Source organism: Pseudomonas sp. JL3 (genome assembly GCF_031570575.1).
Classification (GTDB): Bacteria; Pseudomonadota; Gammaproteobacteria; order Pseudomonadales; family Pseudomonadaceae; genus Aquipseudomonas; species Aquipseudomonas cucumis.
Window position 1 is genome coordinate 263,186 of record NZ_JAKWJK010000002.1, and the last position, 13,175, is coordinate 276,360.

The following is a 13,175-nucleotide window of genomic DNA, read 5'->3' on the forward strand; positions in this document are numbered from 1 at the left end:
ATGACCCGGCGTTTGGTCTGGTGGCTGTTGTGTTTGATCCCTGCGCTGGCGACCGCGCAGGACGAGCCGTTGCGCCTGGGCTTCAAGGGTGAATGGCTTGCGTTGAGCCAAACGCAGGTAATTTCGCGTGAGCCATTGCCTGCTGATGTGCAGACGCCACTGGGTAGTGTGTGGAAGCTGTTTGTCTACGGCTGGCTGGTGGATACCGGCGCGCGTGAACCGGCGTATGAGTGTCGCGGGCAATCGAAGGAAGAAGTGTATTGCTGCACGGCGGGCGGCAGGATTGAGCGCGATCAGGCATTGGTGAAGTCTTGCGGGTTGTATTTTGAGCCTGTGCGCCTGGGCATTGCTGGCGCGCAATGGCGCGAGTATTGGCAGGCGAGACAAGCGCCTGAGTGGTTGCTGGACTTGCCGTCGTTGCAACCGCAGACCCGGGTTTCGGTGGCTGAGTTGTTGAAGGCATTGGCCGTGATGCCGGCGCAGGATCAGGCGCGGCGGGTGTTGCTCGATGTGGTGCTGAATGCTGCTGACGGCAATGTCGTGGGCGAACTCGGTGGCCGGTTGCGGGTGAAAACCTGGAGCTGGTTGGGGGATCAGGATCCTTCGTCGCGTCAGGGCGGATTTGCTGGCTGGACGGCGGACGGCACACCGATCTGGGCCAGTGGGCGCGGCACCAGTCAAATGGTCTTGCGCAATTACGGTCAGGCACTGGCGACGGTGCTGCCTTCGTCTTGGCCCGCCGAGGCGGGGAAGTGCGTTGAGGTCGGCCTGTTCGCGCGTTATCCGCTGAAACGCGTGCTGTCGGGGGATCGCGTGTTAGCGCCCGGGCCCTTGCAAGGCGACTATCGCGTCGAGTTCGCCAATGGCAATCAACTCGATATCCACAGCGACGGCGAGTTGTTCTTGCTCAAGGACAAACTCGTCGCCCGCCTGGACCGCGAAGAATACGTCGCCCGCGTCCTGCAGCGCGAAGCCAGACCGGAACCTGCCGAAGCCGCCAAAGCCTTGAGCGTCGCGATCCGCACCTACCTGCTGCAAAACGCTACCCGCAACGGCGATTGCCTGAGCATCGATGACAGCAGCAGCCGACAACGCGTCGCCCCACGCCCGGCCGCGACCGAGTCGCGCAACATCGCCGCGTGGACCAGCGACCTGGTCCTCGCCGGCAGCAACGTCACCTATCACTCTGACCAACCGGGGCCGGACAAGCTCTCCTGGCTGCAAGCCGTCGAACAGGCCAATGCCGGTCAACGCTACGACGCCATTCTGCTGCACGCTTATCCGCGCGCCAGCCTCAGCCGCTGGGACAACCCCGTCGCCTCCTGCGAAGCGTTACCCGCTGCGCAAGACTGGCTGCAAAAACAACGTCGCGGCTGGCGTCCACGGCTGGAAAGCGAGGTTGGCTACAACGAAGTCAGCACCTTCGCCGTCTGCCGCCTGGCCTTCGGCCGTCCTTTTGTCGACCGCGAACGCCAGCGCATTTACGTGCGCGGCGTGCTGTCGCTGCAAGACCGCCTCGACCTGACTCACGAATACCTGCACCTGGCCTTCGAAGCACACCCCAACGGCCAGGATGAAACCTACATCGAAGGGCTCGCCCGCCACCTCTTGCTGGAATAGGCCATGAAACTCCGTTACCCACAGGTCCTCCTGTTCCTTTGTTCTTTTTGCGTATGGCCGACCACGTTCGCCGTCGATAGCGCGGTCAAACTCGACACGCCCGTCGGCGGCTGGCGCACGGGCGCGCCCGAAGGCGAAGGCGAAAAATTTCGTCAGACGGTTAATTACCCGGCGTCCTCGGTCAACACACCGGTGGGGCAGGCCAATACCGCTCGCATCACCGGCCAGATCAAATCCGCGCCCAAGGGCAATGAGCCCGGCAAACTCATCGTCAACGGCGTCAGTATGCCGCTGAAAATCGACCCCGCCGGCCGCTACGATCGCCCGTTCTCATTCCCCAACGGCAGCAACAGCGTCGAAGTCCGCAGCCCCGATGGTCAACAACGCCACCGCACCCAATTCCTCAACACCAGCGGCGGCGCCACCCCGGCCAAGTTGCGAGTGTTGCTGGCCTGGGACAGCGACGGCACCGACCTCGACCTGCATGTCGTCACGCCTGACGGCGGCCATATCTGGTACGGCGATCGCGTCGCAGCCAACGGCGGCGCACTCGACGTCGACGTCACCACCGGCTACGGCCCGGAAATCTTCGCCATGCCGGCACCGATCAAGGGGCAATACCTGGTGTACGTGAACTACTACGGTGGCGGGTATCGCAGTGATGATGAAGGACAGGAAGAGGCACAGCAGGCGCTGACCACCGCGCACATCACGGTGATTACGGAAGAGGGGACGCCGAACGAAAAGATGGAAACGTTCCTGGTGCCGATGCGGGCGGTGGGGGAGTTGACGTTGGTTAAGGGGTTTAGTTATCCGTGAGGGGGTAATTGTGACAGCAGTGCTGACACGATTGAATTGGGCAGCAGGTTGCTGCCCAATACCGTGATCACAGTGGCACTGTTTCACGCCGAAACACTTCGTGATTTTTATTGTTTCAAGGTGAGGAGTACTAGAGAAGGTCGTCTACTAAACAGGAACGCCTTCACGTGAATGACCTCAGCGCTACTGCACCGTCCGTTGGTGCAAGCTTTAACGAAATCGCGCAACTGATCATCACTGCCCGGCAGCGAGCGGTGCAGGCAGTCAATACCGAGTTGATTGAACTGCACTGGCAGGTCGGGGCTTACATCAGCCGGAAGATCGAAGCGGCAGAGTGGGGGGATGGAGTGGTCGCTCAATTGGCTACTCACCTCGCCCGTACTCAGCCGGGATTGCGCGGTTTTACCCGACCGAATCTCTTTCGTATGCGCCAGTTTTACGAGGCGTACAGGCACGATGCAAAAGTCTCAGCACTGCTGAGACAATTACCCTGGACCCAAAACCTGATCATTCTCAATCAAAGCAAAGGCCCGGAAGAACGCGAGTTTTACCTGCGCATGGTGATTCAGGAGAAGTGGTCGAGCCGGGAGCTCGAACGCCAGTTCGAGAATACCTCGGCAAGCTGGACTTCTACCTTGAGGCTTTGGATCGCAATGTCCGCAAGTCCCATGAAAATCCGGCGCTTGGGGTCTTGTTGTGTGCCAGCAAAGACGACGAAGTCGTCGAGTACGCCCTGAACCGTTCGCTTTCGCCAGCATTGATCGCGGAATATCAGACTCAGCTCCCCGACAAGAAACTGTTGCAGGCCAAGTTGCATGAGTTTTATGCGCTGAATGCTGACGAGTAAACCAGCGGTTATGTTTGAGGGTGTTTTTGCGGGCTTCTTCGGGTTTTGCCAGTGCGCATACAGCTGTCGGTGGACCATAAAATGTGCAGAAACCGCGTAGGCGCCAAGCAGTACAGCAATGAAAAATATTCCCGGCTTCCATGCCTTGCTCATGACTTTTCCTTGTCCCAGCTGAAGCGATAGACCTTGGGTGGCAGCCCGGGATGGCAACGGCCGTTATCGGCATCGGCGCCGACGATCGACCACTGCGCGCGAGACGTTTCGCCCAGTTCATGGGCGGCTTCAGGATTGAAACACTGGCTCAACACTCCGTCCGGCACCAGGGCGTACGCCTCACGGTGGTCCCGCAACCACTGCGCTGCTTGTTCGACGGAGGAGCCTTTCATCCCGAAATGCACGATCGGCTGCCGGGCGAATAACCAGTGGCCCTCGCGCCAGTTGACCAATACCAGATCGGCGCCGTGGGTCATGGTCGCCGCCTGCGCCATGAGCGCTTCATGGGGGTTGCGACCGTCCTTGATCGGCTCGATGAAGCCGCGAGCAAACCACAGGACAAACCAGGTCACTACCAGTGTCTGGAATGTTCGCCGACCACGCGGGCGTTTGCCGAACCAGCGCTTGAGCAGCCATGGAATCAGCGGCGCTGCCACCAGCACCAGCCCTGGCAGCGCCGGATAGATGTATAACTTGCGCTTGCCGCTGCTCAGGCAGAAGAACAGCACCACCAACACGACCCAGCCCAGCAGCACCAGCACTCGACCGTCGTGTTTGCGCAGTTGCCGGCGCCAGGCCGGCACCAGCCACGGCAGGGCGAGCACCAATGGCAGCCAATATTGCGGGATGACGTTGACGAAGAAATACCAGAACGGTTCGCGGTGGTCCCACGCGGCGGCATAGCGTGCCGCCGTCTGGCGTAGCAGGATTTCTCGCGCATAGGCGATTTCATCCGCAGTGCCATTGAGCACAATGGAAATCGCCAGGGGCAGCAGCCAGATTGCGATGGCGCCGAGGGCGACCAGGAAGCCCAGGAACCACTTGCGCGCCTCGCCCGGCATGGCCACCACACCGGGCCAGCCTTTGCGTACCGCATAGGCATACGGAATCAGCATCAGGACCGGGACGAAGCCGACCCCTTTGGTGATCACGCCAATGCCCATGGCGGCGCAGCCCACATAAAACCAGCGCCACGTCGGGCCGAGCAGCAGGTGCCGCGCCAGCCCGTACAAGCCCAGCGACGTGAACAGAATCAAAAAGCTGTCGATCTGCCCGGTACGCAAGATGCTGTAAGTCTGATACGTGGCCAGGTACAAGAGCGCCGCCGTCCGACCGATGTGCTGATTCCATAGCCTGCGGCCCAGATCGTAGACCATGGCCGTGACCGTCGCGGCCGACAAAAGCCCCGGAATATAAAGGGCGAGGGCGGGCAGGCCGGTGAGCCACGCGAAGAACGCCACCGTCCACATAAAGATCGGCGGCTTATCGCCGTATATTTCCGCGGCGCGGTGAGGGATGAACCATGCTCCGTTGTGCAGCATTTCCAGGGCCACGCCGAGGAAGCGTTCCTCGTCCACATTCTGCGGTTGACGCAGCCCCAGCCCGGCGCCGATCAACAGCAAGGCAAGCAGCATCAGGCCCAGGCATTCGATCCCGGGCGACAGGGTTTTGCGCATGGCTCAGTCCTTTAGATGTCTGCTGCGGGCAATCAATTGCAAGTTGCGCAAATAGACGATGGAGCCAAAGGCCTGACCGACAATGAAGACCGGGTCTTGCCGGTAAATGGCGTAAGCGAACAGCAGGGTGCTGCCGACAATGCTCAGGTACCAGAAGCCCACCGGGATCACGCTGCGTTTTTTGTATTCGCTGTACAGCCACTGCAAGACGAAGCGACCGGTAAAGGCGATCTGGCCACCGAAGCCGATCACCAACCAAAGGGTTTCGCGGGAGAGGTTCATCCTTCGATCTCCAGTGCATTGGTGTTCAACCGGGTGCGCTTGATCAGCCACCAAACGCCGAACAGGTCGAGAATGCCCACCAGGGCGCGGTCGATGTTGCCGTATTTGGACACCCCGGCCGTGCGGGGGCGGTGATTGACCGGATGGACGATCATGCGGCCGTTGTGACGCTGGATCAGCGCAGGAATGAACCGATGCATATGGTCGAAGTACGGCAAGCGCAGAAACGCCGCACGCTCGATCAGTTTCAGCCCGCAGCCGGTGTCCGGGGTGGCGTCCTTGAGCAGGCGGCTGCGCAGGCCATTGGCGAAACGCGAGGCCCAGCGCTTGCTGGCGGTATCGCGGCGGTTGACCCGGTGCCCGGCCACCAACTGAACGTCGACCAGACCCTGTTCACCACGCACCAGCGCCAACATCCCGGGGATGTCCGCGGGGTCGTTTTGACCGTCGCCGTCGAGTGTCGCCAGCCATTGGCCCCGGGCATTGAGCGCCGCATGGTAGAGCGAGGTGCTTTGCCCCAGCGAACGCTCATGGCGCAGGATGCGCAATTCACTCAGGCCACTGTTTTTCATCTGCCGCAGTTCGTGCAAGGTGGAATCGGTACTGCCATCGTCCACGACAATGATTTCGTAAGCCTCATCGGCCAGTGCGGTGCGGATTTCCTCAAGTAAAGGTTTGAGGTTGTTCGCTTCGTTTTTTGCTGGAATCAATACAGATACAAAAATGTCTTGGCTCATAGAGTCCCCCTTGCTCCTTGGTCTTTTATTATCAAGGGCTCACGTTTCATATCTGATAGAAGTGGCGATACCATTTCACAAATTCCGCCACGCCTGTTTCAACAGTCACCTGAGGACGGAAGTCGACCCATTCGGCCAATGCCGAAACATCGGCCCAGGTCTTGACCACATCGCCCGCCTGTAGCGGCAGAAAGTTGCGCTGGGCTTTGAGGTCCAATGCCGCTTCCAGGCAATCGACGAACTCCAGCAGCGGCACTGGCTGGCCACGGCCTATGTTGAAGATTCGGTTTACGCCATCCTCTGGCCCGTTCGGCACCGGTGGTTTTGAGCGCAGGCGAGCGATGCTTTCGACGATGTCGTCGATGTAGGTGAAATCACGTGACATCTGGCCATGGTTATAGATGTCGATCGGCAAGCCTTTGATGATCGCCTCGGTAAACCTGAACAGCGCCATGTCGGGGCGCCCCCAAGGCCCGTAAACGGTAAAAAAGCGTAAGCCGCTGGCCTTCAGGCCATAGAGGTGGCAGTAGCTGTGCGCCAGCAGCTCATTGGCTCGTTTAGTGGCGGCATACAGCGAAATGGGATGGTCGACGCTGTCTTCCACACTGAACGGCATTTTGCTGTTGGTGCCGTACACCGAGCTGCTCGAGGCGTAGATCAGATGCGCGGGGCGATGGTGTCGGCAGGCTTCCAGCACATTCAGAAACCCCACCAGATTCGACTGCGCATAGACGTCCGGGTTGTCCAGTGAATAGCGAACGCCCGCCTGGGCCGCCAGGTGCACAACCTCGATGAATGCATGGTCTTCGAACAACGTCATCAAGGCCGGTTTGTCGACGATGTCGAGGGTCTGGAAACGAAAGCCCGGCAAGGATTCCAGCGCCTTGAGCCGGGCGTGTTTGAGTTCCACGCTGTAGTAGTCGTTGAGATTGTCGATACCGACCACTTCAAGGCCTTCCCGACACAAACGCTTGACGGTGTGATACCCGATGAAACCGGCGGCGCCCGTGACCAGAACCGTCATGAGGCTCGCGCCTGTGTGCGACTAATCCCTGCCCTGCGCAAAGGAGGCCTTTGCATGACAATCACCCCTGAGTGCTGATCAGCGTATGTGTTTGGGTTGATACCACCGTTGGCTCCATGCCTCTTGCTCCATTGCTCTGTCAGAAGTCTGCGCGGCGTTCATCATGAGCAGTAGCGCCCGCAGCCACGCATAACGTGCCTGCGGAGTTGTAAAAAAAACGTTAAGCAATCATGTCGTTTTTGTGACCGTGCTACCGGCCCTCACAACGCGGAACCCAGCAGCTTGAGGTACTGCGGGCTCTCGGATATCGAGTTGTGGCCCGTGCCCGGTATCACCTGCAGCGTGGCCACACCTTTGGCGAAATTCGTGTAGAGCTTTTCCGTACTTGAGCGCGGTATGACTTCATCGTGCTCGGCGGCAATCAACAGCGTCGGTACGGTGATGTGGGCGGCGTATTTCCAGGATTCGAACTTGTCCTGAAGCAGCCACTTCACCGGGAACCAGCGGAACTGACGGGCAGCCAGGTCTTCAAGGCTGTTGTAGGGCGTGATCAGGATCAGCCGCGAGGCCGGGCGTTGTCTGGCGAGGCGCACGGCGACGCCCGAACCCAGGCTGCGCCCGACCACGGCGATCTGAGGATGGGTGTTGTAGACCATGTCGAACAAGGTCATGGCATCTTGCTGAATCGCCTCCTCGGACGGCGACCCGGAACTGCCACCGTAGCCTCGGTAATGCAGCAAATAGATCGCATGATCCGCAAAGGCCTGCGAAAAGTCGGGCAGGCTGCGGGAAACGTCCTCGGCATTGCCGCCAAAGTAGATCAACGCCTTCGGGCCGTCGTGCGGCCTGACGGTCACCAGCACTTGCGCATCGGCGACTTGCAGCGTCAGCAGCGTTTCGGGCGCGTCGATGGCGCGGGGTTGCGGGTAGTAGATCAGGGCGCGCTGAAACACGAACAGCGCCGCGCAGAGCACCAGGTACGCAACGGCAATGAATGCGAAGAGAGACATCAGGGTGCGCGACATTCGGCTAAGTTTAGTGGACGACATGGACTGCTCTGGCCTGACGACGGCTATCGCTTGAGCGCTGTCAGAGTGTAGTACATCGATAGTTGCCGTACGGGGAGCGCACCGATGCCTGAGGTTCGACGCTTGTATCCGGGCGCTGCGCCATGACGGCCACCGGCGCGCTGAAGTGGGTCAAGGTTCTGCCGTCCGAACGAACGGCCCTGATGTTGGGTTTCGCCTTCCATTTCTGCGTGCTCGCCAGTTATTACCTGGTGCGACCGTTGCGCGACGCCTTGGGCCTTGAGGGCGGTGCCGACAAGTTGCAATGGCTGTTCACCGCCACGTTCGTGGTGATGCTGCTGATGGTGCCGCTGTTCGGCGCGCTGGTTTCGCGGCTGCCTGCCACGCGTTTCGTACCGTTGATCTATCGCTTGATTGCCTTGTCGATGCTGGTGTTTGGCGTGTTGATCGCTCAGCGCATTGCGCCGGTGACAGTGGGACGGGTGTTTTTCGTCTGGATCAGCATCTACAACCTGTTCATCGTTTCGATTTTCTGGAGCGTGCTGGTCGACCGCTTTTCCAGCGAGCAGGGGCGACGGTTGTTCGGCTTTATTGCCGCGGGTGGAACCCTGGGCACGTTCATCGGGCCATTGCTGGCCGCGACCATGGCCACCCGTCTTGGGCCGATGGCATTGACCGTCGCGGCGGCCGTGCTGTTGGAATGCGCGGTGCGTTGCTATCGGGCGCTGTTGTCGCGCACAGCGTCGCGGTCCGGCAGCCGCTGGCTGGATGAGCGGCGCATGGGCGGCAGCATGCTGGCCGGGGTCACGCTGATCCTGCGCTCGCGCTATCTGATGGGGCTGGTGCTGTTCATGTTGTTGCACACCAGCGCGGCGACCTTGCTGTATTTCGAACAGGGACGGATTGTCGCTGGCAGCTATGCTGATGTGGCCAGCAGGACGCAATTCTTCGCCTTCGTCGATTTGATCGTGTCGGCGCTGACGTTGCTATTTCAACTGCTGCTGACAGCGCCGTTGATCCGACTGATCGGTATCGGTGGGGCGCTGGTGGCGTTGCCGTTGGCGACGATCGTGGCATTTAGCGCCATGGCCCTGGCACCCGTGCCAACAACCGTTGCGCTGGCGCAGGGGCTGCGCCGTGCCGTTGAGTTCGCCATCGTGCGCCCGGCGCGAGAAGTGCTGTGGACGGTGGTGAGCCGCGAGGAAAAGTACAAGGCCAAGAATGTGATCGAAACCCTGGTGTATCGCGGCGGTGATGCCGCCAGTGGCTGGCTCTCCGCCGGGTTGACGGCACTGGGCGCGGGCTTTGCTCTGGTGGCGGTGATGATCGTGCCGTTTGCCGGGCTATGGGGCTGGTTATGTCTGTGGCTGGCCAGACGACAAGAACAAAGGGCGACCATGAATGAACAGCCAGGGGGAATTCCATGACCGATCCTGCTGTCTTCACGCGTAGAAGACTACTCACGCTGGCTGCCGGTGTTTCGGCGGTCTTCACCTTCGATCCGGCCTTTGCTGCATCGGCGCCGTCGACGGAAACAGGAGGCAAGAACATGCTGACCCGAGCCATTCCTTCCAGCAATGAGCCGTTACCCATGGTCGGGTTGGGCACCTATCGCGGCTTTGATGTCGCGCCTTCCGACGCCGCTTACAAGCAACTGCCTGCGGTACTCAGGGCGTTGTTCGAGAAGGGCGGCACGGTGATCGACAGCTCACCGATGTACGGTCGCGCCGAGCAGACGACCGGTGAATTGCTGTCGATTCATCGGCCTCGTTCGCCTGCGTTTCTGGCCACCAAGGTCTGGACCCGTGGGCGCGAAGAAGGCATCGCGCAGATGGAACAGTCGTTCAAGTTGTTGCAGACCGACCGTATCGATCTGATGCAGATTCACAACCTGCTGGACTGGAAAACCCACTTGCCCACCCTGCGCCAATGGAAGGCAGAAGGGCGTATCCGCTACATCGGCATCACCCATTACACGGCGTCGGCCTACGACGAAGTGGAGGCCGTGTTGAAAGCCGAGCCGATGGACTTTTTGCAGATCAACTATGCCCTGGACGACCGTGGCGTCGAGAAGCGAATCCTGCCGCTGTGCCGCGAGCGCGGTGTGGCGGTGATCTGTAATCGGCCTTTCGGCGGCGGCGATTTGCTCGCGCGATTGAAAGGAACACCGCTGCCGGGATGGGCCGCGCAAGTGGGGGTCAACAGCTGGGCACAACTGGCGCTCAAGTTCCTGTTGGCTCATCCGGCGGTGACGTGTGTCATTCCCGGCACGAGCAACCCGCGCTACATGGCGGAAAACGCCGGTGCAGGTTTCGGCCCGATGCTGACGGATGCGCAGCGTCAACAGTTGATGGCACTGATGGGTTAGTCGTGTTGGCAGGTTTTGTCAGGCGGTAACGCAATCTGTAGCAGCCTTCGGCAGCTGCTACAAGGAGTGCGTCGTTGCTGAAATGGCTTAACTGACTGACATTCCAGCGGCCGGCAATGCGTCGGCAGTCTCCAGCGGAATCTCCAGGGTGAAAACCGCTCCATGACCCGGTCCATCGCTGTGGACACGCAGGTGCCCGTTCATCTCTACCGCCGCGAGCGCGCAACTGTGCAGGCCAAACCCATGACCTTCCTTGCGCGTAGTGAAGCCGTGATTGAAGATGCGGGTCATGTTCTCGGCCGCGATCCCTTCGCCCTGATCCTCTACGCTGAGGCGCAGCGTTGCGTTATCGATAATCTTGACGCCCAGCGTCATCTGGCGCTGATGGTCGCTGACCTTGGACATCGCATATTTGGCATTGCTGATCAGGTTGATCAGGATCAACAGCAGTCGGTGTTTGTCGCCGATGATCGTTGGCGTGTCCTGGTAGTCCTTGGTGACCACGACATGGTGCCGGCTCAACGCGCCGGAATTCATGCGCAACGCATCCTCGAACAGGTCGACGACGTTCAACGGCTCGACCAGCCTGGCGGCGCCGGCATAGGCCTGTTGAGTGGAAACGATGTCCTTGATGTGATCGATGCTTTTGGTGAGTTGTGACAGTTCGTCAACGATGCTCGATTGCTCGGCCGCGATGGAGTCGACCAGTTGATTGAGGTAACCGCGAAGCAGTTTGCCTTTTTCATCGAGTGTCATGAACTGCCCCAGGTCTTCGGCATGTTCGTTCATCATGTTTACCGCTTTACCCAGGCCCAAGGTTTTGCTGACCGCCAATTTACGGGTGATCAAATCTGCCGAGACGTTAACGCTGTTCAGCACATTCCCGACGTTGTGCAGCACATTGGTTGCGATCTCCGCCATGCCGGCCATCCGTGCGGCATCGACCAGTTCACGCTCGGCCTCGATCAGTTCGCGGGTGCGCTCCTCGACCCGTTGTTCCAGTCGCTCGTTTGCCGTCTGTAACTCATTGTTCATCTTGTTGATCAGGGCATAACTGCGAATCAGGCGGGCGGCCAGGTACAACAGCAGCAGCGCCATGATGCCGGCGCATATCCCGAGATAAAGGTGATATTGGCGGTATGTCGCACCGGTGCGCCGTTGTGTCTCGTTCAATAACTCGTTGATGCTGTCCAGTTGCTGGGCGACCGGAATCACACTGATGCGATCGAGCAGGTCATTGACGATGGGCTGCTCTCGAACGATGGCGTTTACATGCTCGACAAATGCAGTAAAAGGTTGGCGCTGTTCAGGTGAAAGTTGATCGACATATTTGGTGAGTTCATTCAGTTGATGGTTGATCTCTTCAGCTTTGGCGCGGGATACATAGAGGGCGTATTCAAGGGTTGCCAGCGTGAGATCGAATACGTTTGAGGCGGCGGTTAAATCCTGGTCATTGTTATTTGCCAGCAATGCCTGAATGTCATCTTCCTGTTCAGGCAGGGCATCCAGTGAAGTTCGCAATACCGTGTTGTGCTGTTTGAATTGCTCAACCAATAGGGTTTTGTTTTCCACCGCATCCAGATAACCCTGGCGTCGAGATTGCCAAAGGGGCGAAAGCGGGCCGGCAGCGTTGAGGTCGTCGAGTTGTTGCCAGCGTTGCTCTGCTTCAGGATGCGCCACCAGAAGCAAATTGTTGTTTATGCCGATTTTTGCTCGCAGAATCTTCACGTTCCAATTGGCATCGAACTGCTTGAGTTGGCGAACGAAGTCGCGCGACTCGAAGTAAGTCGATGTGTCGTAGGAATAGGATTTGATCAGCAAAAATATCAGCACGCTGAAAAGAATAAGCGCCGTGGTGCCCAAGACCGTCCATTTGGAATGATTGGAGAGCTTCATTGGCAATCTTCCCTGGGCCATCCCGGGGAAGAGAGACTGCCAACGGTTAATGAGTTCCATTTTTGCGCTCCCTGCAAAATGGCGATAATCACCACATTGTCCGTAAGCCTAGCGTTGTTGGCGGACACTGTTGAAAAAAAAGCCGAACGGCGGGTCGGCATTCATTGTTACAGCCCTGAGTGTTGAACGCCCCTCGGCGGATCCAATGATGCCGAGGGGCGTTTTTTTACAGATAGAGGCTATGAATGACCTGACGGCTGTCATCGGGATCGTGACGGGTCTCAAAACCCAGGGCTTTGGCCAAATCACGCATGGGCGCATTGCTGGCGGCGTCGACGGAATACATCTCACTGAAACCATTCTTGCGCGCGGCCTTGATCAAGTGTTCCATCAGTGCCGTGCCCAGGCCCAGGTGCTGGTATTCATCGGCAACCGTCACGGCACATTCACATACATGGTCGGCGGTAGCGGCATAGCGGCTGACACCTATTTCAATCAGTTTGCCGTTGTCGTGGATCAGGGCGACGTAGGCAAACCGCTTCTTGCCGTCGACATCCATCAACTGGTCGAGCATGGCCGTGCCGGGCTCATTGACTTGCGCCAGAAAGCGCATGTGCCGCGACTCCGGGGACAGCTGCTTGATAAACGCATATTCACGCTCGCGGTCTTTTTCTGTCAGCGGCCGGATCAGTACATGGCGCCCGTCCCTGAGCGCTTCAATCCAGTGCTGTCCGGTGACGGTGGCGTAGAGGGCAGCGGCTCGGTCATTGTGTTCTTTAACAGTGAGCATGGTGCAATTCTCCATCCGGGTTGAAAGGCTCGCGCGTCGCAACGAACTACGCGGTTCATTTCTTTTTACACTGCTGGCGGCGGTTGAATCTGAT

At 59.1% G+C, this 13,175-nt stretch carries 11 protein-coding genes and 1 pseudogene; 5 read left to right on the forward strand and 7 right to left on the reverse strand.

Going from position 1 to position 13,175, the window contains the following annotated elements; genetic code table 11:
• The 3 genes and pseudogenes from MMG91_RS04490 (at nt 1) to MMG91_RS04500 (ending at nt 3,286) form a co-directional block, all read left to right on the forward strand.
• The gene (locus MMG91_RS04490) at nt 1–1,620 is read left to right on the forward strand and encodes a DUF2300 domain-containing protein (protein ID WP_310658863.1); all 1,620 of its coding nucleotides are present in this window, start codon (nt 1–3) and stop codon (nt 1,618–1,620) included.
• Between the two features lie 3 nt (nt 1,621–1,623).
• Complete coding sequence (locus MMG91_RS04495) at nt 1,624–2,439, forward strand: DUF2135 domain-containing protein (RefSeq protein WP_310658864.1); 816 nt, start codon at nt 1,624–1,626, stop codon at nt 2,437–2,439.
• 167 nt (nt 2,440–2,606) lie between these two features.
• Nucleotides 2,607–3,286 (forward strand): annotated as a pseudogene (locus MMG91_RS04500) (PDDEXK nuclease domain-containing protein).
• Nucleotides 3,287–3,435: 149 nt separating this feature from the next.
• On the opposite strand, the gene MMG91_RS04505 reads toward MMG91_RS04500, so the two are convergent.
• The 5 genes from MMG91_RS04505 to MMG91_RS04525 form a co-directional block, all read right to left on the reverse strand.
• Nucleotides 3,436–4,956 carry a glycosyltransferase family 39 protein gene (locus MMG91_RS04505; RefSeq protein WP_310658865.1) on the reverse strand — a complete coding sequence of 507 codons (1,521 nt, stop codon included), beginning with the start codon at nt 4,954–4,956 and terminating at the stop codon, nt 3,436–3,438.
• A gap of 3 nt (nt 4,957–4,959) precedes the next feature.
• Nucleotides 4,960–5,238, reverse strand: coding sequence for a lipid-A-disaccharide synthase N-terminal domain-containing protein (locus MMG91_RS04510; RefSeq protein ID WP_310658866.1), 279 nt, complete (start codon nt 5,236–5,238; stop codon nt 4,960–4,962).
• A complete protein-coding gene (locus MMG91_RS04515; RefSeq protein WP_310658867.1) occupies nt 5,235–5,975 on the reverse strand; it encodes a glycosyltransferase family 2 protein in 741 nt (246 codons plus the stop codon). The genes MMG91_RS04510 and MMG91_RS04515 overlap by 4 nt, the downstream gene beginning before the upstream one ends.
• Nucleotides 5,976–6,021: 46 nt before the next feature.
• Nucleotides 6,022–6,999, reverse strand: a complete 978-nt coding sequence (locus tag MMG91_RS04520) for an NAD-dependent epimerase (RefSeq protein WP_310658868.1) — start codon at nt 6,997–6,999, stop codon at nt 6,022–6,024.
• Between the two features lie 260 nt (nt 7,000–7,259).
• On the reverse strand, nt 7,260–8,048 hold the full coding sequence (locus tag MMG91_RS04525) for an alpha/beta fold hydrolase (protein WP_310658869.1): 789 nt from the start codon (nt 8,046–8,048) through the stop codon (nt 7,260–7,262).
• Between the two features lie 122 nt (nt 8,049–8,170).
• Here MMG91_RS04525 and MMG91_RS04530 point away from each other — a divergent pair, with 122 nt between their 5' ends.
• Both MMG91_RS04530 and MMG91_RS04535 read left to right on the forward strand, forming a co-directional pair.
• Entirely contained in the window at nt 8,171–9,454 is a 1,284-nt protein-coding gene (locus MMG91_RS04530; protein ID WP_305446072.1) for an NTP/NDP exchange transporter, read from the forward strand.
• 122 nt (nt 9,455–9,576) lie between these two features.
• On the forward strand, nt 9,577–10,395 hold the full coding sequence (locus MMG91_RS04535) for an aldo/keto reductase (protein ID WP_305506880.1): 819 nt from the start codon (nt 9,577–9,579) through the stop codon (nt 10,393–10,395).
• Between the two features lie 87 nt (nt 10,396–10,482).
• Here MMG91_RS04535 and MMG91_RS04540 read toward each other — a convergent pair whose 3' ends face one another.
• Both MMG91_RS04540 and MMG91_RS04545 read right to left on the reverse strand, forming a co-directional pair.
• Nucleotides 10,483–12,291, reverse strand: a complete 1,809-nt coding sequence (locus MMG91_RS04540; RefSeq protein ID WP_310659075.1) for a DAHL domain-containing protein — start codon at nt 12,289–12,291, stop codon at nt 10,483–10,485.
• A gap of 226 nt (nt 12,292–12,517) precedes the next feature.
• Nucleotides 12,518–13,081 (reverse strand): GNAT family N-acetyltransferase, encoded by a 564-nt coding sequence (locus tag MMG91_RS04545; RefSeq protein WP_310658870.1) that lies wholly within the window; start codon nt 13,079–13,081, stop codon nt 12,518–12,520.
• Nucleotides 13,082–13,175 lie beyond the last annotated feature (94 nt).